This is a genomic window from Nocardioides marinus, from assembly GCF_013408145.1.
Taxonomy (GTDB): Bacteria; Actinomycetota; Actinomycetes; order Propionibacteriales; family Nocardioidaceae; genus Nocardioides; species Nocardioides marinus.
In genome coordinates this window covers 1,999,313-2,020,958 of the sequence record NZ_JACBZI010000001.1, presented here as the reverse complement: position 1 = coordinate 2,020,958, position 21,646 = coordinate 1,999,313, and the positions used below count along the sequence as shown (strand labels likewise).

Genomic DNA, 21,646 nt, shown 5'->3' with positions numbered 1-21,646 from the left:
CGCCAGCAGCCCTTTGGACGAGCAGCCGCTGGTCCCAGCTAGGAGCTGCGACGAAGGGCTCGGTCGCGAATGTCGCGAGCTAGGTCGGCTGCTTCATCAACTGAGAGGGAGTCGTTGTTCCACCTGATCAGGACAGTGCGAGCAGGCCCCACCCAGGTGCAGGCCACCCACTGCAGCCCCTGAGCGTCTCCAGATCCACAACCCAGGGCGCCGGGCACGGTCGAGTCCGGATAGAACTCCACGTTCGTCACCTGTGCGCCAGCCAGGCCGTTGACGACCGCTTGCTCTGCGTCTTCGGTCTCCGCGCTGTTCCCGTTGATGCCGACGAAAAACACGGGAGTCTGGGGAGCGCTGGCGTGCACATAGAACGCCCCTACCACTGAGTCTGTTGCGCCGTCCGAGCCCCTGATGCCCTCGACCACCCGCTGCACCTCGGCTCGTGTCTGCGTCGTGTCGAGCGTGGTCCACCCTCCGCCGTCCTTCGGGAGGCGCAGCTCAGGGACTTCAACCTCGTCTCCATCGCTACCCGCAATAGGACTGGGGCTACCTGCCGCAGGACTGCTCTCGTCCTGTCGAAGTTCGGGTAGCGATAACGCCAAGGCAAGGACCGCGCCCAGTGTTGGGACGGAAACGATGTGCGCCCACCATGGGACGGGTCTATGGGATGCCCAAGCGACCAGAACCATGAGGGCAGCAGCGCCGAAGCACGGTGCGCTTAGTTCACCCGCGTTGTAGGACAGGTTGCCTTCCAGGTGCGGACCCAAGGCCAACAGGAGCACCACCAGGGTCCCAAAGGCCAGCGCTGCGTTGAGCAAGGCAACTTCGCCGAGCGTGTGCGCGGGGCGTTTCGGCTCGTCGGTGATCTGAGGTGGTGCCTTCCACACCTGGGGGTCCGCTCGCTGCTCTCGCTCCATGTCTATCCCATGAGTTGTCGACGTTGATGGCGAAGCCAAATTACCTAGCGCACCCTTAATGACTAGGTTCACGCCCCACCCATATTGCTGACGTCGTTCGGTAGATGAGTTCGTGGCCACTCACAGGAGAACGTCCGACGCTAAAGAGGACCTGTAGCTCACCCGGCAGGTCGATCTGAGCCCGCTTGACCGTTAGCGCGTGCGCTCTTCTGGCTCCCCTCTGTGTCAAGACACGCGTGGCAGGGGCGTTCTAGGCTGGGGTGTGACGGGCCCCGGAGTGGCTTGTCCGAAGAGCCGGTGTTGGGGTTGTGAGCCGGTCGCGCTGGAGTCAGAGTCGCTACCTCGTTGCCCTCCCGGGCCCGTCACCTCAGCAGCCGCCGATGCTCTGACGGCGTCGTCGAGCATGGCGCGGTAGACGATGTTCGAGAGTCGTCGTTTGAGTGCACGCATGGCTTCCATCGGCGTCTTGCCGTCGGCTCGTCGGCGGTCGTAGTAGCGCCGGCCTTCGGTGTCGTTGCGCAGCTGGACGGTGGCCATGATGTGCAGGGTCCGGTTGATCTGCCGGTTGCCGGCCCGGGACAGTCGGTGCCGCACGTTGTCGCCGGAGGAGGCGTCGATGGGTGCGGTGCCGTTCCAGGAAGCGAAGTGGTCGCGGTTGGGGAACCGGGTGATGTCAGCGACCTCGACCAGCAGCCGCGCAGCGCCGGAAGGTCCAATGCCGTGCAGGTCCAGCAGGCTGGTGCCGGTCGCTGCGACGAGTTCCTTCAGTTCCTTGTCCGCGGCCTTCTTCCGCGCATAGACCCGCTCGAGGTCCGTGATCAGCTCGGCCGCGACCCGGCGTCGGGTCTTGCCCACGACGTCGCGTGGACGCACAGTCGCGAGCAGTGTCTTGGCCTGGGCCGCGGACAGGCTCTTCTTGGCCCCACCGGGGATCAGCTCCAGCAGCAGCGCGTGCAACTGGGAGATCATCCGCGTGTGGTCCTCGCCGAGCGAGCGGCGGCGGTCGACCAGCAGCCGCAACACGGCCAGCTGTTCGTCGTTGACCACCGGCCGCAGCCCCGACATGCGGGTGCCGACCAGGGCCACCGAGTGGGCATCGGTGGCGTCGGTCTTGCGGCCCTGCCCGGTCGAGAACACCCGAGCCCGAGCGGACATCTTCGGTGGGACGTCGATGACCTGCTCACCGGCAGCAAGCAGCCGCATCGCGATGTGGTGACCGATGCCGTTGCAGCCCTCAACCGCCCAGACCCGGTCCTCGATGTCGGGCCGGATCTGGTTGACATAGCGCCTCATCGCGGCGAAACCTGCCAAGTCGGTGTCGAACCGACCCCCACCGATCACCGTCTCATCGCCGGTCATCACCTCGATCGTGGCCGACCGCTTGTGCGGATCCATCCCGATCACGACCCGGCCAGAGGCCGTCCCTGCTTTGCTGTTGCATGCGCTCTCCCGATGCTCGATCCCTGCTAACTGATGGGTCATCGAGTCGGGAAGGGCAACGCTACTTCGAGCTGCGGGCAAACCCCTCTGGAGCCTCTTGCCGACTCTGCGATGGCCGGCCCGCGCATGCCAGATGAGAGCCATACGGACCCGATGAATCGGGTGCGTGGGCAGCCGCATTGCGAGCGACGGACCGGCCACCTGGACCGAGCCTCGCCAGACCCGATCCTGGGGTCAATGCAACAAGTAGCCGCCTGGCGTGCGCGCCATCGCGCGACGGTCCTGTCGCACGCACGTTGCACTTTCTCCGCTCTCCCGGCATTGCCGCTGCTCAGCGGCCGTCCACTGACAGGTCACCGACCTGCCACCTGTTGAGGACCCGTCCTGCGCGGCGACCTTGCAGCCTGTCGGCAGGGCGGGTGCAGCCCGGTCGGAGAGATGCTGAACGCCGACGACCGGGCGCGGCTTCAGGGGCACCACCCCGCGGGGCACTGCTGCGGTGTGGAGTGCTGGTGACACGGCATCCGTGTCGTCAACACTCCACACGAGCGTGGCATCCTGGAGAAGCCGCGGTGGACGCTCAGGCGCTGCCTGGCACGATGAGGACATGGAGCCGGTCGACACCACCTTCGCGAGCGCGTCGCTGCGCGAGCACTACGTGCGCGGGGCGATCGGGCTCCCGCTGGTGCTGGCGGCCTTCGTGCTGCTGCCCTGGGCGGCTCCCTGGTCGCTGCTGCTGCTGGTGCCGGGTGTGGTGGCGCTGCGCGGCTGCCCGACGTGCTGGGCGCTGGGCCTGGGGCAGACCCGCGCGGTGTGCGCCCGGCCCGACGGTGCCTGCGGACGCGCCGACGCACGCCAGGACGTCCGCGCATAGCCTTGCCGGCATGACGACATCTCGGGGTCGCCTCGCGGCCGGCCTGCTCCTGACCTGCGCCCTCGCCACCGGATGCGGTGGCGGGGCCGACGACGAGGCCCAGACCTTCGTCCTCGACGACGCCTTCGCCGACGCGAGCGAGGCGACCAGCTATCGCGTGCAGTCCTTCACCGCCCAGGACCTCTCGTCCTCGCTGCTGGGCGTGGACAGCGAGACCGAGATCGACGAGGACCGGCCGGACCTGACCGCCGAGGTCACGCCCGGGTTGAGCCACATGGCGGTGGACCTCTCCGCCGCGATGGCCCCGCTGTCAGGCGACACCGACCTGGGGTTCGAGCTGTGGGTGACCCCCGAGCGGATCACCCTGGACTCCCGGGACTACGCCGCCCTGAAGGAGGCCGACCCCTCGGCCGACCTCGGTCCGTTCGAGCCGGGCGTCTCCTACCTCGACCTGACCGGGGTCGCCGAGGACAGGCCCGAGATCGTCGAGCTGATGCTCGGGCAGGGCGTGACCGACCTGCGCCAGATGTCGGCCGATCTTCCGGAGGTCCTGGACGACGTCGAGCGGGACGGGCAGACCGTCACCGGCACCGCGCCGTACGCCGAGGTCATGGCCGCGATGGGCACGGACGTCGAGCAGACCTCTCGCAGCGTGGCAGGGGGCCTGGCGCTGAACCTGGGCATCGACGTCGACGAGCTGACCGAGCTCTACGTCGAGTTCTACGAGGCGACGCCGGCCGACGTGGTCATCCGGCTGGACGCCGACGACTCGCTGTCCTCGGTCGAGTTCACCGTCGACCTCTCCGACATCTACGTCTCGATCTTCGACCGCCCCGAGATGTTCGACCCGCGGCCCAGCGAGGAGGAGCTGGCCCAGGTCGAGGACCTGGCCAGCGACACCGAGTGGGTCATCACCGTGCTGCAGCGCTTCGAGATCGACGAGGACCTGCAGGTGGAGCCGGCGCCGGCGACCGACGACGACCGCACCGACCAGTGGGTCGCGTTCCTCGACGGCGCCGGGTTCTGAGGGCCCGCGGCCGGGTCGACCACCGGCCACGGGTTCACTGGGGAGCCCACCGGGAGCCGGTCACCGGGACTCCGTGGCACGGGACAGCGGATCAGGTGTGCCCGCCCGACGCGCGGTCAGCCGCCGCCGGGTCGTGCGCCGCGATGACCCGCAGCCCCGGCTCGGCGCCGACCAGGGCGTTCACCGCCCGGGTCGAGGCGCGCTGCTGCCCGGTGGCGCCCGTGCCGGGGACCCGTTCGGTCGCCAGGAGCGAGGGGTCGTAGGTCAGGTCGCCGACGACGAGCAGTGGGTCGGCGTCGGGCCGGCGCACCAGCAGGCTCTGCGAGCCCCGCGAGTGCCCGGGCGTGGGCAGCAGGACGAGCGTGCCGTCGTCGTACAGGTCGGTGCCGGTGGTGAACGGGCCGACCGGGGTGGACAGCGGGGTGGGACGCACCGGTGTGAAGGTCACCGAGGGCGGGGCGACGTGCTCGGGCAGGACGCCGTGCGCAGCCGGCCGGCTCTCGTCGAGCAGGCTCAGCTCGTCGGCGGAGACCAGCACCCGGGCGTGGGGGAGCAGCCCGACGTTGCCGGCATGGTCCTGGTGGAGGTGGGTGAGGACGACGGTGTCGACATCGGCCGGGGTGAGCCCCAGGCCGGCCAACCGCGCGGCGAGGTCGTCGTCGGCGTCGACCACGAACTCGGCCTGCCGGCGGTACGCCCAGCCGAGCAGTCCGCCCGGGTGGTAGCCCGGCTCCATCGACGCCCGGCTCTGCCCGGTGTCGACCAGCAGGACGCCCCGGTCGTGCTCGACGACCACGACGTTGACCGGCAACCAGCCGGTCCACGCCCGCGAGAACGCCGTCCACCACAGCATCGGCCGCCAGGTCCCGGCGACGTTGTCCGGCCGCACACGGACCCGGCCGACCTGCAGGACGCTGACACGTGAGACCCGGGGCACCTGCTCATCCTGCCCCGGACGTGCCCCCACCCGCCCCCGGAACGGGTACGCCGGCCGACCAGCGCTCCTCGCGCTCGGCGTCGCTCTGCTCCCACCACGGCGTGCCCCGCTCACCCAGCGCGACCTTGGCCGCCTGCACCCCGGCGCGGGCCGCGCCCTCCTCGTCGGTGCCCTTGGTGCGACCGACCTCCCGCCGCCAGGCCATCAGCACGCGGGTCAGCTCGGCGCGGCGCTCCTCGGGGATCGCGGGGTCGGTCGCCCGCCACCGCCGACCGTCGATCACGACGTAGTGGCCGTCCGGCGTCCGCTCGGGATCGGTCACGCCGATCTGCTCACGACGGCCCCGGCCCACGGCGTCGGCCGAGGTTGGCGCGTCGGGTCTGCAGCGCGATGCGCACCAGCATGCCTACCGAGCCCAGCACGGCCAGCACGAAGACCGCCAGTGCCATCTGGCTGGTCAGGGACCCCTCGTCGTCGCTGCTCGCCGCGAGGATCGCGGCGGCGAGGATCATCGAGGCCAGGATGACGGCCGCCGCCAGGACGTTCGCCAGCTTGTGCAGGCCCCGCAGGAACTCGTCCTCGTCGATGGCGTCCACCCGCAGCTCGAAGTGCCCGCGCCCCAGGGCGTCGAAGGCCCGGTTGACCCGGCCGGGCAGCTCCTCGACGAACTCCTTGGTCTCGAGGAGCGTGGCCATCATCGCGGCCGGGGTGGTGCGGACCGAGGACTGCATGATCCGGGTGACGTGCCGCTGCAGCGCTTCCCGGGGCTCGAAGGTCGGGTCGAGGGTGGTCGCCACCTGGTCCAGGTTCAGCAGCGCCTTGCCGAGCAGCGCCAGCTCCGGCTCCATCCGCAGACCCGCCTCACCCGCACGCACGGTGAGCTGGAGGACCAGCGAGCCGATCTCCAGCTCACCCAGGCTCGCGTCGGCCGCCCGCCCCACGAGCTCGGCGACCGCGCGTCCCAGCGCGTGCTCGTCGAAGTCCGGCAGCCGCTGGCCGAGACTGATCGCGACCCGGGTCACCTCCTCGGGGCGGGCGTCGGCCAGCGCCAGCAGCAGCTTGACGAGCCTGTCGCGCACGGAGGGGGCGATCCGGGCGATCATCCCGATGTCGAGCAGGACCAGGCGTCCGTCCGGCGTCAACAGCACGTTGCCGGGGTGCGGGTCGGCGTGGAAGACGCCCTGGTCGAGGACCTGGTCGACGTAGGCGGCGAAGAGCTCGTCAGCCAGCGGGGCGCCGTCCAGCTCCATGCGGCCGAGCGGGCCCAGCGAGGTGACCTTGCGGCCCTCGACGTACTCCATCGTGAGGACCCGGCTGGTCGTGAGGTCGGGCACGGGCTCGGGCACGACGATCCGGGCCCGACCCGCGACCAGCTCGCGCATCCGTGTCAGGTTGTCGGCCTCGCGGCGGTAGTCCAGCTCGTCGACGAGCACCTTGCGGAACTCCTCGAGCAGGTCGGCGAACCCGAAGCGCCGCCCGGCATCGGTGTGCCGGTCCAGGAGGGCGGCGAGGTCCGCCAGCACCTCCATGTCGTCGCGGATGCGTTCGCGCACTCCCGGCCGTTGCACCTTGACGACCACCTCCCGACCGTCGCGCAGGCGCGCGCGGTGGACCTGCCCGAGGGACGCGGCGGCCATCGGGACCGGGTCGAACTCGGCGTACACCGACCGCAGCCGCACCTGCAGCTCGCTGCCCACGATGTCCTCGACCTGCTCGAACTCGAACGGCTCGACGTCGTCCTGCAGCCGGGAGAGCGCCTCGACGTACGCCGGGGAGATGAGGTCCACCCGTGAGGACATCAGCTGGCCGAGCTTCACGAACGTCGGACCCATCGCCTCCAGGTCGGCCGCCAGACGCTCCGCGTCTGCCTCGACGCGCTCGGAGGCCGGCTCGTCCTCCAGGACCTCCGACAGGCCGGAGGAGCGGACGAGGTCGCCGCGGCCGTGGCGCACCAGCAACCCCGCGATCTGCCGGTAGCGGGTGAGGTGGGCGGGGGAGAGGGAGAGCGACATGGCCTGATCACCGTAGGGGGGTCCGCTCCGTCGCCCTTCACCCTCTGGTGTGCGTGGCCGCGGGGGGATCGGGTAGGCGCGGCGTGCGGTGCTCGGGACCGTGCAGACGACACCTCAGCGACCTCAGGAGGAACCGTGACCGACTCCCACGAACGGCGGATGTACCTGCGCTTCGCCGCGATGATCGCCACCTCGACGACCGTGATGTTCGTGCTCACCTACACCAACGCCTTCGCATGGGAGCACGTGCGCTGGAGCGAGGAGCGGTTCTACATGGCGGTGTTGATGGGCGGCGCGATGGCGCTGGTGATGCTCGCCTTCATGCGCTCGATGATGTACCGCAACGGCAGGCTGAACCTGGTCATCGTGGGTGTCGCCCTCGCGCTGATGGCCGGCGGTTACACCCTGTCTCGCTCCCAGGCGCTGGTGGACGACACGGCCTACATGAGGGGCATGATCCCCCACCACTCCATCGCGATCCTGACCAGCGAGCGGGCGGGCATCGAGGACGTCCGCGTCCGTGAGCTGGCCGACGGGATCATCGTCGCGCAGCGCAAGGAGATCAAGGAGATGGACTGGCTGATCGCCGACATCGACGAGCACGGCCCCGCCACCACCCAGGAGGAGGCCGAGCAGCGGCCCGTGCCCGACTTCGAGGGCCGCGCCCTGGCGCTGGAGCGGGTCCGCACCGCGGCGGAGCACGTCCTCGCCCGTGTGCCGCTGCGCCCCGAGGGCTGAGAACCGCCCGGCGGACGACCGGGCTTCCACTACGGTGCCGCGCGTGCCCCGACTCAGTGACCCGCTCACCCTGCCCTCCGGTCTGACGCTGCCGCACCGCATCGCCAAGGCGCCGATGACGGAGAACCTGGCGGACTCCGACCACCAGGCGACACCCGCCCTGGAGGCGGTCTACCGTCGCTGGGCCGCCGGTGCCGCTGGGGGCCTGCTGGTGACGGGGAACCTGATGGTCGACCGGCGCTACCTCGAGCGCAGCCGCAACGTGGTGGCCGACGAGCGCCTCGACGTCGCGCGCCTCACGCGGGTCCGGGAGGCCTCGGGCCGCAGCCCGTTGATCGCGCAGCTGAGCCACCCCGGTCGACAGACCAACCGGTTCATCACCGGCCGCCCGCTGGCGCCCAGCGCCGAGGCCGGCGCGGTGCGGATGGCCGGCCTCTTCGCCAAGCCGCGCGCCCTCGAGGAGGGTGAGATCGAGACGATCGTCGCCGGCTTCGGCGCCTCGGCCCGGCGCTGCGAGGAGGCCGGCTTCGAGGGGGTGCAGGTGCACGCGGCCCACGGCTACCTGCTGGCGCAGTTCCTGTCGCCGTACGTCAACCGCCGCAGCGACCGCTGGGGCGGCGACCTCGAGGGTCGCTCGCGGGCGCTGGTCGAGGCGGTGCGGGCGGTGCGCGCAAGCACCGGCGACGGCTTCACCGTCGCCGTGAAGCTGAACTCCTCCGACTTCCGGCACGGCGGATTCACCGAGGACGACGCCGAGCAGGTCGTGCGGATGCTGGTCGAGGAGGGCGTCGACCTGGTCGAGATCTCTGGCGGCACCTACGAGAACCCGGCGCTCTTCGGCGAGGTCGACGAGCTCTCCGAGGAGCGTGGCCCGGCCGGGCACAAGGAGGCCTACTTCGCCGGGTTCGCCCGGCGCGTGCGGGAGACCGCCGGACGGGTGCCGGTGATGCTCACCGGCGGCATCCGCACCCGCGCCACGATGGAGCAGCTGCTCGAGGACGGCGGGGTCGACCTCATCGGGCTCGGCCGGCCGCTGGCCGTCGACCCGGACCTGACCGGTCGGCTGCTGGCCGGGGAGGACGGTCGCCCACTGCCGCGCTACACCCTGCCCACGGTGGCGGGCCTGGCCGGGGAGTCGGAGTGGTACGAGACCCAGATCGCCCGGATGGGACGCGGCAAGGACCCCGACCCCGGGCTGCACGCCGCCACCGCGGCGACGCGCTTCATCGTCGGCGAGGCCGTGCGTGGTCTGTCCGGGCGGCGCGGCCGCCGGGGCTGAGCGGGTTCAGGCGCCCGGGACGATCCGCAGGTCGCGCACGGCGCCGTCGCCCAGCGCGGTCAGCGCTTCCTGGTAGGCCGTGGAGTCGTGGCAGGCGACCGCGCCCTCGACGCTGTCGAACTCGATGATCACGCAGCGCTCCTCGCGCCCCGCCTCGTACGTCGCCGCCGGCAGGCCACGCGCCAGGAAGCGGCCCCCGGCGCCGATGATGGCCGGACCCGCGAGCTCGGCGTACGCCCGGAGCTTCGCCTCGTCCTTGATCTCGAGGTAGCTGCTGACCCAGTAGGCACTCATGGGCCCATCCTGGCGCAGCCACGGACGGGCCCCGCGGCGGGGTCAGTCCGCCGCGGACGTGGGGGCGGGGAGCAGCCCCAGCACCCCGTCCAGCACCTCGTCGAGGACGTCGGTGGTCGCGTCGGCGGTGTCGGTGAGCACGCCGGTGACCGGGGAGAGGGCACCACCGGTCACGTCGTCGACGGTGCCCGTCAACCCCCCGACGACGGGGTCGAGCAGCAGGGAGGCCAGGCCGGGAGTGCGGGAGGGCGGCGGGTCGGTCGGGGGCGCTGTCGGCGAGGGGGACGGTGTGGGGGACCCGCTCGGGGTGCCGGGACCGGGGCCGGGGCCGGTGGTCGGGCCCGAGGTGGGCTGCGGGACCAGGGGCTCCCCGGCCACCGCCACCGACTGGGGGCTGGGGGCGGTCGTCGGCTCCGCGGGTGCGGCCGACGGGGTGGGCGACGTCAGTCCGGGGGCACGGGGGGAGAGGAAGGGCAGGGCCGCGCCGAGCGGCCCACTGGCCACCTGCACGGCCAGGACCGCGGCGGCGCCGGCGGCCGCGATGGCTCCCGCGCCCAGGGCGGCGCTGCGCCACCGGCTACGGCTCACGCGCTCCGGCTCGTAGGTGACCTCGCCGGGATCGGGCAGCAGGTCGTCGAGCGTCAGCACGGGAGCGGCGCCGGCCAGCTCGGCGGCCGCGACGCCGGCAGCGGCGACCAGGGTCGCGTGGACCCCCCGGTCACGGTAGGACGGGTGGACCAGCAGGTGACGGGTCGTGACCGTGCCCTCGGCAGACCCCTCGGAGGGGGCGAGCACGTCGACGTACCCGACGACGGTGCGGGTGGGCCGCGCCGGATCGACCACCACACCGGACCAGGACGGCCGCTCCCGGTGCAGCCAGGCGCCGGCCCGCACGGTGCCCGCGGCGACCTCGGGGGCGACTGAGGGGTCCTCGGCGACGACGTCCTCCAGCAGTCGCCCCACCAGCCCGCGGTCCGCGGGGCGCGGCGGCTCGACCTGCCAGGTGGCAGGCTGCGCAGGGTCGGCGTCGGGGGAGGACATGACCTGCCCATCATGCCGTGTCCGGGGCCTCCCCGTGGGAGGTTGGTCCCGTGGGGAAGCGTGAGGTCCGGCTCATGGACGACGGGCACGTGGTGCTGCTGGACGGGCGGCCGCAGTCCCACGTCGACCTCGACGACCCGACCCGGCTGGTCTTCGACTACGTGCGCCGGCTCGGTGACGTCGTGGACGCCATCGGGGAGCCCGGGGCACCGCTGCGGGTGGTGCACGTCGGCGGGGCGGGGCTGAGCCTGCCGCGCTACGTCGCCGCCACGCGACCGGGATCGCGCCAGACCGTGCTCGAGCCCGACGAGGAGCTGACCGCGCTGGTGCGACGCGAGCTGCCCCTGCCGCCACGCAGCGGCATCAAGGTGCGCCCCGTGGACGGACGGGCCGGGGTGCGTGCGCTCCCTGACGGCCGCGCCGACCTCCTCGTCCTCGACGCGTACGACGACGGGCTGGTGCCGCCCGAGCTGCTGACCGCTCCGGCGCTGGCCGACGTGGCCCGCGTCCTGGCACCGACCGGCGTGGCGCTGCTCAACGTCGTCGACCGGGCTCCCTTCCCGGTGATCCGGTCGACCGTGGCCGGGCTGCGGGCGGTGCTGCCGCAGCTCGCGGCCGGGATGGAGCCCGCGACCCGGCGCGCGCGGCGCCCCGGGAACGTGCTCCTCCTGGCCGGGACCGGCCCGGTCCCCGTGGACGCCTGGCGCGCCCGCTCGAGCACCGGGCTGTCGCCGTACCAGGTGCTGGACGGCGCGCAGGTCTCGTCCAGCTTCGGCGGGGGGACTCCCGCTGCGGACCCCGACACGGCATGCTGACCCGGGTGAAGACGAATCTGACCCGACGCCTGACCCGCCCCTCTGCCCTCCTCGGCGCCGGGCTGCTCGCCGCCTCCGTGACCCTGAGCGGTTGCAGCGGCTCCGACACCGAGGCCTACTGCGACACCCTCAGTGACGCCAAGTCCGACATCGACGCCCTCGAGGCCGGCGACCCCGGCGCCTTCAGCACCGCCTTCGAGGCCTTCGACACCCTCGCCGACGAGGCGCCCAAGGAGGTCGAGGACGACTGGAAGGTCATGCAGGACGGCGTCCAGAAGATCGAGGACGCGTTCGAGGACGCCGGCCTGGCGATGGACGACCTGTCCGAGGTGATGACCGGCAACATCCCCGAGGGCGTGGACCTGGAGAAGCTGCAGGAGCTCGGCACCACGCTCGAGGAGCTCGACAGCGAGGAGTTCAACGACGCCACCGAGGCGATCTCCGAGCACGCCGACGAGGAGTGCGGGATCACCCTCGGCGAGGAGTGAGCACCAGCCTGGCTCAGGCCAGGTCGGGGTGTGCGCGCCCCGCCACGAGCGGCAGGTCGAGGTAGGTCTGCACGCCGGGCGGGGCCGCCACCACGTAGGGGATCGAGTTCACGCAGTGCACGGCCGTGGCCACGATCCCGGGGTTGCGCAGCAGCCCCTCCTCGACGGTCTCGGGCTGCCAGCCCTTGATCGTCACGAACGCAGGTGGGTCGCCCTGCACCTCGACCTCGAAGCGCTCGCCCTCGGGCCCGAAGGTCCACGGCGGGTCCAGGTGCTCCTCGCCCATCAGCCAGTTCACCGCCACCCGCACCACGCAGGTCTCGCCCACCCAGGCCTCCCAGCAGAACCGCTGACCGGCCACCCGGCCCGGCTCGATCGTCCCGATGGGGGAGTCGATGGGGGCGGTCGCCACCGCCACCTCCTGGGAGGTGCGGATCTCGGCGTCGGGGGAGAAGCCGAGCACGTCGAGGCACATCCGCACCGACTGCTTGAAGCCGCCGCTGAGCAGCCCGAGCATCGGACCGCCGGACGCCTCCTCCGGCGTACCCCCGAACATCATGATGTGGCGCACCACGTCGGGGGCGTCGTAGGTGCGGATGTCGGAGAACTCCTCGCCGCGCACGTAGGTCACCGCCGAGGAGAGCGCCGAGAACACCAACGGGTGCAGCTCGGTGATGCCGCCGGGGTTGAGCCCCGTGCCGTGGAGGGACACCCCGGCCTCCAGGGCGGCGGCCTCGACCACGGCCCGGTCCCGCTGGTGGGGGTAGAACCAGCCCACGGGCGTGACGACGTTCTTGCCCGAGCGCAGGATGGCCGCCACCTCCTCGGGGTCCGGCACGAGGGGTGCGTAGACGACCGCGTCGGCCTCCATCGCCAGCACCGCCTCGCGGTCGGAGCTGGCGGCGACGCCGAGCTCCGGGCCGCCGATGATGGTGCCGACGTCGACACCGTCCTTGGCCGCGGAGTGCACCCAGCACCCGACCAGCTCGAGCTCGGGATGCTTCACGACGGCCTCGATCGCGGCTCGTCCCACGCCGCCGGTCGCCCACTGGATCACACGCATGCGCGGCAGCGTGGCAGAGGACGCACGCGAGCGGTAGGGCTGCGCACCGACGCCCGCTACACTTCGCTGGTCATCTGCTCCTGATCGCAAAGGACCCTGAGCTCCCCCGATGGACGGCTCCCAAAGTCGCCCGCTCTTCCTGACCGTCGCCCCTGAGCGACCGTCCCGGGGAGAGCGATGACCGCCCTGCTGCTCCTGCTCGCAGCCCTCCTGCTCGTCGTGGCCTGCGGTGTCTTCGTCGCGGCCGAGTTCGCGCTGGTCACCGTCGACCGCAACAAGGTCGACCAGCTGGCCGCCGACGGGGACGTCGGCGCGGTCGGTGTGCAGCGCGCGCTGCGCTCGCTCTCGACCCAGCTCTCCGGCGCCCAGGTCGGCATCACGCTGACCAACCTGGGCATCGGCTACCTCGCCGAGCCGGCGATCTCCTCGCTGATCGAGGACCCGCTCGCCACGGCCGGCGTGCCGGACGGCGCCGTGACGCCGATCGCGCTGGCCCTCGGCCTGATCATCAGCACGATCCTCACGATGCTCTTCGGCGAGCTGGTGCCCAAGAACTTCGCCATCGCGCTGCCGCTGGCGACCGCGCGCGCCACCCAGCGGCCGATGCGGCTGTTCACCGCGGTCAACACCTACCCCATCCGTTTCCTCAACGGCGCTGCCAACGCGCTCGTACGCCGACTGGGCATCGAGCCGCAGGAGGAGCTGCGCTCCGCGCGCAGCTCGACCGAGCTGGCCTCGTTGATCGCCCGCTCCGCCGACGAGGGCACCCTGGACGCCGACACGGCCGAGCTGATGGAGCGCTCCGTGGAGTTCGGCACCCGCACCGCGGGCGAGATCATGACCCCGCGGATGCGCACCCTCTCCCTGGAGCTCAACGACCGTGCCCAGGCGGTGATCGACCTGACCCGTTCCAGCGGCCACTCGCGGTTCCCGGTGCTCGACGAGGACGACAACGTCGCGGGCACGGTCCACGTCAAGCACGCGGTGGCGCTGCCGGTGCACGAGCGCACCACGACCAAGGTCAAGCACCTGATGGTGCGCCCCATCGTCGTCCCCGACTCCTTGCGCCTCGACCCGCTCCTGCAGCTGCTGCGCGAGGACGGGTTCCAGATGGCCGTGGTGCTCGACGAGTACGGCGGCCACGCGGGCATCGTGACCCTCGAGGACGTCATCGAGGAGATCGTCGGCGACATCTCCGACGAGCACGACCGGCTCGGCTCCCGCGGCCGTCAGCGCCGCGACGGCAGCTGGGTCCTCTCCGGCATGCTCCGCCCCGACGAGGTCGAGGACCTCACCGGCATCGAGCTGCCCGAGGACGAGTCCTACGACACCGTCGGCGGCCTGGTCATGCGCTCGTTGGGCAAGGTGCCCGAGACCGGCGACATCGCGGAGGTCCCCGTGCCCGATCGCAGCGACCCCGACGAGCCGCGCGAGCAGCTCGCGGTGCTGGCCGTCGAGCACATGGACGGCCTGCGGGTCGACCGGGTCTCCCTGCGACTGCTCGACACCCCGACCGGGGGTGAGGACTCATGAGCGACGCCACCGCCCTGGTCATCGCCGTGCTGCTGCTGGCGGCCAACGCCTTCTTCGTGGGCGCCGAGTTCGCCCTCGTCTCCGCCCGCCGCTCCCAGATCGAGCCGCTGGCGCAGTCCGGTTCCCGGATGGCCCGCACCACCTTGACGGCCATGGAGAACGTCTCGCTCATGATGGCCGGCGCCCAGCTGGGCATCACCATCTGCTCGGTCGGACTCGGTGCCGTCGGTGAGCCGGCGGTGGCCCACCTGCTCGAGCCGTTGTTCGAGCGCGCCGGGGTCCCCGAGGCCCTGCTGCACCCGGTGGCCTTCGTGGTCGCGCTGGCGATCGTGGTCTGCGCGCACGTCGTGCTGGGGGAGATGGTCCCCAAGAACATCGCGATCGCCGGACCGGACCGCGCGGCCCTCGTCCTGGGCCCACCGATGCTCGGCGTGGTCACCGTGCTGCGCCCGATCATCGTCGCGCTCAACGCCATCGCCAACGGCACGCTGCGGCTGCTCAAGGTCGAGCCGAAGGACGAGCTGTCCTCGGCCTACACCCGCGAGGAGGTCGCCGCGCTCGTGGAGGAGTCGCGTGGGGAGGGGCTGCTCGAGGACGACGAGTACGACCGGTTGGCCGGGGCGCTCGGCTTCACCGAGAAGACCGTCGCCGCCGTCCTGCTCTCGCCCGACTCGCTCACCACCGTCTCGCGCGGCTCGAGCGCCGCGGACGTCGAGGCGCTGTGCTCGGCCACGGGCTACAGCCGCTTCCCGGTGGCCGCCGACGACGGCGAGCTGCTCGGCTACCTGCACATCAAGGACGTCCTGGAGCCCGACGAGGAGCGGCGCAGCCGCCCGGTGGAGGACAAGTGGGTCCGGCCGTTCGCCCCCGTGGGGCCCGAGGACCTGCTGCACGACGTGCTCGAGCAGCTTCAGCGCCGCGGCGCGCACATGGCCCGGGTCGTGACCCCGGACGGCACCACCGTCGGGCTCGCCACGCTGGAGGACGTCATCGAGGAGCTGGTCGGCGAGATCCGCGACGCGGCGCACCACGACGAGCCGTCCGACGTCGTACCACCTGTGATTGGCTAGGGTCCTGCGCGTGATCGAGCGAGCGACGGCAGGGGTGGACGCCGGGGTGTGGACCCTGCCCAACCTGCTGAGCGCGATCCGGCTCGCCGGGGTGCCGGTCTTCCTGTGGCTGGTGCTGGGACCCGAGGCGGACGGCTGGGCGCTGGCCCTGCTGGTCGTCTCCGGCATCACCGACTGGCTCGACGGCTGGCTGGCCCGCCGGTGGGGGCAGACCTCGGCGCTGGGGCAGGTGCTCGACCCGGTCGCGGACCGCCTCTACATCCTGGCCGTCGTGGTCGGCCTGGCGCTGCGCGACGTCATCCCGTGGTGGCTGGCGGTGTCGCTGCCGCTGCGCGACGCGCTGATGTGGCTGCTGGTGCCGCTGCTGCGCACCCGCGGCTACAGCGCGCTGCCGGTGCACTTCCTCGGCAAGGCCGCCACCTTCAACCTGCTCTACGCCTTCCCGCTGCTGCTGCTCGGCGACGGCGAGGGCACCGTGGCGGCCCTGGCGCAGGTCTTCGGCTGGGCGTACGCGTTCTGGGGCGTCGGCCTCTACTGGTGGGCCGGGCTCCTGTACGCCTGGCAGGTGCGCAAGCTGCTGCGCACCACCGAGCGGCGTCCCCGGAGCACGCGCTCGGCCGGGACAGCGGGCACGGCGGGCTGACCCGTGGTCGACCTCGAGCACCCGACCGCGCCGGACCCGCGTGCGCGCGCGGCGACCCCGCTGCTCTCGCTCATCACCGCCCAGTCCATGGACGAGGACTACGCCCACGTGGCCCGCCGCCGGGCTGCGGCGGGGGAGCCGGCCGTGCGACGCGGCGCCCCGCACCGCACCGCCGCGATCGTGGTCGCGGTCTTCGGGGTGCTGGTGGCCACGGCGGCCGTGCAGACGGCGCAGGGCGCCGACGAGGCCCAGTCCAGCCGCACCGTCCTGGTGGCCCGCGTCGTGGAGCGCCGCGAGACCGTCGAGCAGCTCCAGGACCGCATCCTGGCACTGCGCTCGGAGGTGGAGGAGTCCGAGCGGCTGCTCGCCGCGACCACCGCCAACCAGGTCACGGCCCAGAGCCGGCTGCGACGCCTGCAGATCCGCACCGGCTTCATCGCGGTGCGCGGGGAGGGCGTGCGGATCACCATGAGCGACGCCCCGCCCGGCGGAGAGCTCATCCGCGACACCGACCTGCAGCTGCTGGTCAACGGGCTGTGGCAGGCCGGCGCCGAGGCGATCAGCATCAGCGGCCAGCGGCTCACCGTCCGCACGGCCATCGAGAACTCCGGCACGGTCGTCAACGTCAACAGCCAGCCGCTGCGCTCGCCCTACGTCGTGAACGCGGTGGGGGACCGGCGTACCCTCCAGGCAGACCTGCTGGCCAGCGACAGCGGCATCGGGGTCGCGGACCTGGTGACACGGTTCGGGTTCGGCTTCGAGATGGTCAACGTCGAGGAGCTCGTCCTCCCGGCCGCTGCCCCCAGGACGCTGCGCCACGCCGAGCCGCTGCCCGCTGACGACGGACCCCGAGACCCCGAGGAGAGCACCCCGTGATCGCCGCCCTGGGCCTGCTGGTCGGGATCGTCCTCGGTCTCGTGCTCCAGCCCGACGTGCCGCTCTCCCTCGAGCCCTACCTCCCGATCGCGGTGGTGGCCGCGCTCGACGCAGTCTTCGGTGGCCTGCGGGCCTACCTCGACGGGATCTTCGACGACAAGGTCTTCGTCGTCTCCTTCGTCTCCAACGTCGTCATCGCCGCGGCGATCGTGTGGCTGGGCGACCAGCTCGGCGTGGGCGGGCAGCTCTCGACCGGCGTCATCGTCGTCCTGGGCATCCGCATCTTCTCCAACGTGGCAGCCATCCGACGTCACCTCTTCCACGCGTGAGCCGACCCCTGATGTCCGAGCACGAGCAGCCCGTCGAGCAGCAGCCCCCGCCCCCCGCGCCCGCGGGCGAGGAGGACACCGGTCGTCGCCGGCTGCGCCAGGCGCTGCTGCACCCCGGCCGCAGCCAGGTCGTGGTGGCGGTGCTGCTGGCGGTGGTGGCCTTCGCCGCGATCGTGCAGGTCCAGACCGCCGAGGACGACGCCACCTACGCCGGCTACCGCGAGCAGGACCTCGTCAACGTCCTCTCCGGCCTCGCCGGGGCCTCGCGCCGGGCCCGCGCCGAGATCACGCGCCTGGAGGAGGCCCGCGACGAGCTGGTCTCCGACACCAACGCCGAGCGGGTCGCGCTGCAGCAGGCGACCAACGAGGCCGACACCCTCAGCGTGCTGGCCGGGCTCGTCCCGGTCACCGGCCCCGGCATCCGCATCACGATCACCGAGGTCACCGGGCGCGTGCGTGCCGACACCATGCTCAACATGGTCCAGGGGCTGCGCATCGCCTCCGCGGAGGCCATGCAGCTCAACGGTCAGGTCCGGCTCGTGGCGCAGAGCTCGTTCACCAGCGCCGAGGGCGGGCTGGTCGTCGACGGTGAGCTGCTCAGCTCGCCGTACGTCGTGGACGTGATCGGGGACCCCAGCGCGCTGGCCGGGGCGATGTCGATCCTGGAGGGCCCGCGCGTGGACCTCGCCGAGGACGGGGCCGAGGTCGAGGTCACGACGCTGGCCTCGCTGGACATCGAGTCGGTCCGTGCGGCCGTCGAGCCCGAGTACGCACAGCCCGAGGACGCGCAGTAGCCTGCCGACACCCGACCCCAGGAGAGACTCTTGTACCCCGACGACCTGCAGTACACCGCGGAGCACGAGTGGGTCCGCACCCCGGGCGAGCACGAGGGCGCGGTGCGCATCGGCATCACCCACTACGCCCAGGACGCCCTCGGTGACATCGTCTACGTCTCCCTGCCCGAGGTGGGGGAGAGCGTCGAGGCCGGCAGCACGTGCGGCGAGCTGGAGTCGACCAAGTCGGTCTCCGACGTCTACGCCCCCGTCACCGGTGAGGTCGTGGCCCGCAACGAGTCGCTCGACGCGACCCCCGAGCTGGTCAACAACGACCCGTACGGCGGCGGCTGGCTCTTCGAGGTCCGACCGACCGGCTCGGCCGCCGAGGGCCTGATGGACGCCGCGACCTACGAGGCCTCGCTCGAGGGCTGAGCGCCCCCGGCGGGCTCCTCGTCAGCCCGGTGCCGGTCGTCCCCGTTCGGAGTTGAACGGGACGGCTCGGCTGATAGGTTCTCCCACACCATCACCCTCCACTCGGGGGTGAGGGTTGGGAAGCGTCCCGCGACGCGAGTCCACCACCCGAGGAGACCCCGATGCCGTTCTGCACCGCCTGTGGTCGGCAGAACCCCGACGACGCCCGTTTCTGCTCCCAGTGCGGCACCCGTCTGGTCACGCCGGACGCCCCTGACGAGCCCTCGCGGGGCGAGACGACCGCGACCATCTCCATCGCCGCCGGCGACCCGCGGGTGGAGACCTCGGACCGCCAGCTGAACCCGGTGGACGCCGCGGCCGTCGACGCCCTGCCCGTGGGTCACGCCCTGCTCGTGGTGCAGCGCGGTCCCGGGTCGGGCAACCGGTTCCTCCTCGACACCGACAAGGTGACCGCGGGCCGTCACCCCGACAGCGAGATCTTCCTCGACGACGTCACCGTCTCGCGCCGGCACGCGGTCTTCGACCGGCAGGGTGCGACGTTCACGGTCTCCGACGTGGGCAGCCTCAACGGCACCTACGTCAACCGCGACCGCATCGACACCGTCCAGCTCAAGGACGGGGACGAGGTCCAGGTCGGCAAGTACCGCCTGGTCTTCTTCTCCGGCCACGAGGGCGCCTGAGCCGTGACCACCGGCTCCGCCTCCTCCTCGGGAGCCCACTCCTCCGGCTCGGCCCGGATGAACATCGGGCAGGTGCTCGAGCAGCTGCGCCCGGACTTCCCCGGTGTCACGATCCCCAAGATCCGCTTCCTGGAGGACAAGGGGCTGATCAAGCCCGAGCGCACCCCCGCGGGCTACCGCAAGTTCTCCGCCGAGGACGTCACCCGACTGCGCTACGTGCTGCGGATGCAGCGCGACCACTACCTGCCGCTGAAGGTGATCGGTGAGCACCTCGACGCCATCGACCGGGGGCTGGAGCCGCCCCCGATCGAGCCGGTCGTGCCCACGGTGCCGACCGTCGCGCTGGCCGCCGACGGCATGCCGAGCCCGGAGTCGTTCCGTCGCCGCGACGACCTGCGGCTCTCGCGCAAGGAGCTGCTGAAGGTGGCCGAGGTCTCCGAGGAGCTGCTCGAGCAGCTCGAGCAGTTCGGCCTGCTCTCCCCGCGCCCGGGGACCGGCCACTACGACACCGACGCCCTCGTGGTCGCCCGCACCGCGCGCGAGCTCGCCGACTTCGGCATCGAGCCGCGCCACCTGCGTGCCTTCAAGGCCGCCGCCGACCGCGAGGTCGGCCTGGTCCAGCAGGTCGTGGCCCCGCTGGAGCGTGGCCGCGACGCGGCGGCCAGCGCGCGCGCCGCCGATGCAGCCTCCGAGATCGCCGCGTTGTCGGTCCGGCTGCACGCGACGCTGGTCAAGACCGGTCTCTCGCGCTGACCCTCCCTGTGGTGCTGCCGGTCGGCGCGTAGGCTGGGCGACATGCGTGAGGTGGACGTCATGGGAGTCCGGGTCGAGATGCCCTCGAACCAGCCGATCGTCCTGCTGCGCGAGGTGGCGGGCGACCGCTACCTGCCGATCTGGATCGGCGCGGTCGAGGCCACGGCCATCGCCTTCGCCCAGCAGGGGGTGACGCCGCCGCGGCCGCTGACCCACGACCTGCTCAAGGACGTGCTCGAGGCGACCGACAACGCGTTGGAGGAGGTCCGGATCACCGACGTCAAGGACGGGGTGTTCTTCGCGACGCTGGTCCTGGCCTCCGGTGCCGAGGTCTCCGCCCGTCCCTCGGACTCCATCGCCCTCGCCCTGCGCACGGGGTCACGCATCGTGTGCGCCGAGGAGGTGCTCGACGAGGCCGGCCTGGCCGTCCCGGCCGAGCAGGAGGACGAGGTGGAGAAGTTCCGCGAGTTCCTCGACCACGTCACGCCCGAGGACTTCGAGGCCCCCTCGGACTGAGGCGCCTCCACGCCGAGCCGGCGCGTCCTCCCGGACGTCTGCGCCGGTTCGACCCGTTGCGTACGCCGAGCCGGCGTATCAATACGCCGGTTCGACCCGTTGCGTACGCCGAGCCGGCGTATCAATACGCCGGTTCGGCGGGAAGTCTCAGTCTCAGGTTGAGGGTTCGACACGCCGCGAGAGTCTTTGACCCTGTCGGTGGGCGGGCTTACGGTGAACCGTCTCTGTTGTAACTCCACCGTTGTGGTCCTCCCGCCCGGGAACGCCTGCGACGTCTTCCCCCTGGGAGTTACGGTGAACGGAGTAGACACCGGAGGACCCGCGTGAACGAGCACGAGCAGGAGCTGCGCACAGGCGTCGACGTCGCACGCGCGGCCGAGGCAGCCGACGAGCAGGGACTCCTCTTCACCGACGACGTCTCGCCGCTGCCCAGCGACCTCGGCTACCGCGGGCCCACGGCCTGCAACGCCGCGGGCATCACCTACCGCCAGCTCGACTACTGGGCCCGCACCGGCCTGGTCGAGCCCACCGTGCGCGGCGCCAAGGGCTCGGGCTCCCAGCGCCTCTACTCCTTCCGCGACATCTTGATCCTCAAGGTGATCAAGCGACTGCTCGACGCCGGCATCTCGCTGCAGCAGATCCGCACCGCGGTCTCGCACCTGCGCGAGCGCGGCACCGACGACCTCACCCGCGTGACGTTGATGAGCGACGGGGCCTCGGTCTACGAGTGCACCTCCAACGACGAGGTCATCGACCTGCTCCAGGGCGGACAGGGCGTCTTCGGCATCGCCATCGGCGGTGTGTGGCGCGAGATCGAGGGCACCCTCGCCGAGCTGCCCTCCGAGCGCACCGCCGAGGACGACGCCGCGGCGAGCACCGCCGGCGACGAGCTCGCGGCCCGGCGCGCGGCACGCAGCGCGGGCTGAGCCCGCACCCTCGCGGGGGCTGGTAGATTCCTCCCCGCTGCACATCCCGCACGGGAGAGTCCCTCTGCCACCGCAGGGGGCGCCGAAGGGGCAATTCCTCCCCGGAACCTCTCAGGCCACCGGACCGCGTGGGCCAGGCAACTCTGGAGCGACCCCGTCCGGTGACGGACGGACGTGACAGAGGGGGAGG

Annotated in this window: 25 protein-coding genes and 1 riboswitch; of the genes, 17 read left to right on the top strand and 8 right to left on the bottom strand. The window is 72.0% G+C overall.

Features of this window, described 5'->3' with window-relative positions:
• Positions 1-38: 38 nt before the first annotated feature.
• Entirely contained in the window at positions 39-914 is an 876-nt protein-coding gene (locus BKA05_RS09620) for a hypothetical protein (protein WP_179531244.1), read from the bottom strand.
• Between the two features lie 225 nt (positions 915-1,139).
• Positions 1,140-2,309 (bottom strand): IS110 family RNA-guided transposase, encoded by a 1,170-nt coding sequence (locus BKA05_RS09615; protein WP_179531243.1) that lies wholly within the window; start codon positions 2,307-2,309, stop codon positions 1,140-1,142.
• Positions 2,310-2,961: 652 nt separating this feature from the next.
• Here BKA05_RS09615 and BKA05_RS09610 point away from each other — a divergent pair.
• Both BKA05_RS09610 and BKA05_RS09605 read left to right on the top strand, forming a co-directional pair.
• The gene (locus tag BKA05_RS09610) at positions 2,962-3,228 is read left to right on the top strand and encodes a hypothetical protein (RefSeq protein ID WP_179531242.1); all 267 of its coding nucleotides are present in this window, start codon (positions 2,962-2,964) and stop codon (positions 3,226-3,228) included.
• Positions 3,229-3,238: 10 nt separating this feature from the next.
• The gene (locus tag BKA05_RS09605) at positions 3,239-4,255 is read left to right on the top strand and encodes a hypothetical protein (protein WP_179531241.1); all 1,017 of its coding nucleotides are present in this window, start codon (positions 3,239-3,241) and stop codon (positions 4,253-4,255) included.
• 91 nt (positions 4,256-4,346) lie between these two features.
• On the opposite strand, the gene BKA05_RS09600 is transcribed toward BKA05_RS09605, so the two are convergent.
• Genes BKA05_RS09600 through BKA05_RS09590 form a run of 3 tightly spaced genes read right to left on the bottom strand, consistent with a single transcriptional unit; the run spans position 4,347 to position 7,204 of the window.
• Positions 4,347-5,192, bottom strand: a complete 846-nt coding sequence (locus BKA05_RS09600) for an MBL fold metallo-hydrolase (protein WP_179531240.1) — start codon at positions 5,190-5,192, stop codon at positions 4,347-4,349.
• Between the two features lie 4 nt (positions 5,193-5,196).
• Positions 5,197-5,514, bottom strand: coding sequence for a hypothetical protein (locus tag BKA05_RS09595; RefSeq protein WP_179531239.1), 318 nt, complete (start codon positions 5,512-5,514; stop codon positions 5,197-5,199).
• Positions 5,515-5,524: 10 nt separating this feature from the next.
• Positions 5,525-7,204 carry an ABC1 kinase family protein gene (locus BKA05_RS09590; RefSeq protein WP_179531238.1) on the bottom strand — a complete coding sequence of 560 codons (1,680 nt, stop codon included), beginning with the start codon at positions 7,202-7,204 and terminating at the stop codon, positions 5,525-5,527.
• A 135-nt stretch (positions 7,205-7,339) separates the two neighbouring features.
• Here BKA05_RS09590 and BKA05_RS09585 point away from each other — a divergent pair, with 135 nt between their 5' ends.
• Positions 7,340-7,942, top strand: a complete 603-nt coding sequence (locus tag BKA05_RS09585; protein WP_343045592.1) for a DUF305 domain-containing protein — start codon at positions 7,340-7,342, stop codon at positions 7,940-7,942.
• A gap of 43 nt (positions 7,943-7,985) precedes the next feature.
• A complete protein-coding gene (locus BKA05_RS09580; protein WP_179531237.1) occupies positions 7,986-9,221 on the top strand; it encodes an oxidoreductase in 1,236 nt (411 codons plus the stop codon).
• Between the two features lie 6 nt (positions 9,222-9,227).
• Here the strand turns inward: BKA05_RS09580 and BKA05_RS09575 are convergent, their stop codons facing one another.
• Positions 9,228-9,515, bottom strand: coding sequence for a DUF1330 domain-containing protein (locus BKA05_RS09575; RefSeq protein ID WP_179531236.1), 288 nt, complete (start codon positions 9,513-9,515; stop codon positions 9,228-9,230).
• Positions 9,516-9,557: 42 nt separating this feature from the next.
• Complete coding sequence (locus tag BKA05_RS09570) at positions 9,558-10,556, bottom strand: hypothetical protein (RefSeq protein ID WP_179531235.1); 999 nt, start codon at positions 10,554-10,556, stop codon at positions 9,558-9,560.
• A 50-nt stretch (positions 10,557-10,606) separates the two neighbouring features.
• Between BKA05_RS09570 and BKA05_RS09565 the strand changes: the two genes are divergently transcribed.
• Positions 10,607-11,371: a spermidine synthase gene (locus BKA05_RS09565; protein ID WP_343045591.1), complete on the top strand. Its 765-nt coding sequence runs from the start codon at positions 10,607-10,609 to the stop codon at positions 11,369-11,371.
• Positions 11,372-11,376: 5 nt separating this feature from the next.
• A complete protein-coding gene (locus BKA05_RS09560) occupies positions 11,377-11,859 on the top strand; it encodes a hypothetical protein (RefSeq protein WP_179531234.1) in 483 nt (160 codons plus the stop codon).
• Between the two features lie 13 nt (positions 11,860-11,872).
• On the opposite strand, the gene BKA05_RS09555 is transcribed toward BKA05_RS09560, so the two are convergent.
• Positions 11,873-12,922 (bottom strand): NAD(P)H-dependent amine dehydrogenase family protein, encoded by a 1,050-nt coding sequence (locus BKA05_RS09555; RefSeq protein ID WP_179531233.1) that lies wholly within the window; start codon positions 12,920-12,922, stop codon positions 11,873-11,875.
• 177 nt (positions 12,923-13,099) lie between these two features.
• On the opposite strand from BKA05_RS09555, the gene BKA05_RS09550 reads away from it, so the two are divergent.
• The 11 genes from BKA05_RS09550 (at position 13,100) to BKA05_RS09500 (ending at position 21,456) form a co-directional block, all read left to right on the top strand.
• Positions 13,100-14,455, top strand: a complete 1,356-nt coding sequence (locus BKA05_RS09550; RefSeq protein WP_179531232.1) for a hemolysin family protein — start codon at positions 13,100-13,102, stop codon at positions 14,453-14,455.
• Complete coding sequence (locus BKA05_RS09545; RefSeq protein WP_179531231.1) at positions 14,452-15,525, top strand: hemolysin family protein; 1,074 nt, start codon at positions 14,452-14,454, stop codon at positions 15,523-15,525. The genes BKA05_RS09550 and BKA05_RS09545 overlap by 4 nt, the downstream gene beginning before the upstream one ends.
• A gap of 10 nt (positions 15,526-15,535) precedes the next feature.
• Positions 15,536-16,168: a cardiolipin synthase ClsA gene (clsA, locus tag BKA05_RS09540; protein ID WP_343045590.1), complete on the top strand. Its 633-nt coding sequence runs from the start codon at positions 15,536-15,538 to the stop codon at positions 16,166-16,168.
• A gap of 3 nt (positions 16,169-16,171) precedes the next feature.
• Positions 16,172-17,044 (top strand): DUF881 domain-containing protein, encoded by an 873-nt coding sequence (locus BKA05_RS09535; RefSeq protein WP_179531230.1) that lies wholly within the window; start codon positions 16,172-16,174, stop codon positions 17,042-17,044.
• The gene (locus BKA05_RS09530) at positions 17,041-17,373 is read left to right on the top strand and encodes a small basic family protein (protein WP_179531229.1); all 333 of its coding nucleotides are present in this window, start codon (positions 17,041-17,043) and stop codon (positions 17,371-17,373) included. The genes BKA05_RS09535 and BKA05_RS09530 overlap by 4 nt, the downstream gene beginning before the upstream one ends.
• A complete protein-coding gene (locus BKA05_RS09525) occupies positions 17,370-18,167 on the top strand; it encodes a DUF881 domain-containing protein (RefSeq protein WP_343045589.1) in 798 nt (265 codons plus the stop codon). Before BKA05_RS09530 ends, BKA05_RS09525 begins: the two co-directional genes overlap by 4 nt.
• A 30-nt stretch (positions 18,168-18,197) precedes the next feature.
• On the top strand, positions 18,198-18,581 hold the full coding sequence (gene gcvH / locus BKA05_RS09520; RefSeq protein WP_179531228.1) for a glycine cleavage system protein GcvH: 384 nt from the start codon (positions 18,198-18,200) through the stop codon (positions 18,579-18,581).
• Between the two features lie 161 nt (positions 18,582-18,742).
• Positions 18,743-19,261: an FHA domain-containing protein gene (locus BKA05_RS09515; RefSeq protein ID WP_179531227.1), complete on the top strand. Its 519-nt coding sequence runs from the start codon at positions 18,743-18,745 to the stop codon at positions 19,259-19,261.
• A gap of 57 nt (positions 19,262-19,318) precedes the next feature.
• Positions 19,319-20,014, top strand: a complete 696-nt coding sequence (gene ftsR / locus BKA05_RS09510; RefSeq protein ID WP_179533094.1) for a transcriptional regulator FtsR — start codon at positions 19,319-19,321, stop codon at positions 20,012-20,014.
• A gap of 42 nt (positions 20,015-20,056) precedes the next feature.
• Positions 20,057-20,530 carry a bifunctional nuclease family protein gene (locus BKA05_RS09505; RefSeq protein WP_179531226.1) on the top strand — a complete coding sequence of 158 codons (474 nt, stop codon included), beginning with the start codon at positions 20,057-20,059 and terminating at the stop codon, positions 20,528-20,530.
• Between the two features lie 344 nt (positions 20,531-20,874).
• Positions 20,875-21,456, top strand: coding sequence for a MerR family transcriptional regulator (locus BKA05_RS09500; protein ID WP_218842796.1), 582 nt, complete (start codon positions 20,875-20,877; stop codon positions 21,454-21,456).
• 41 nt (positions 21,457-21,497) lie between these two features.
• A riboswitch (glycine riboswitch) is annotated at positions 21,498-21,593 on the top strand.
• The last annotated feature ends 53 nt before the right edge of the window (positions 21,594-21,646 follow it).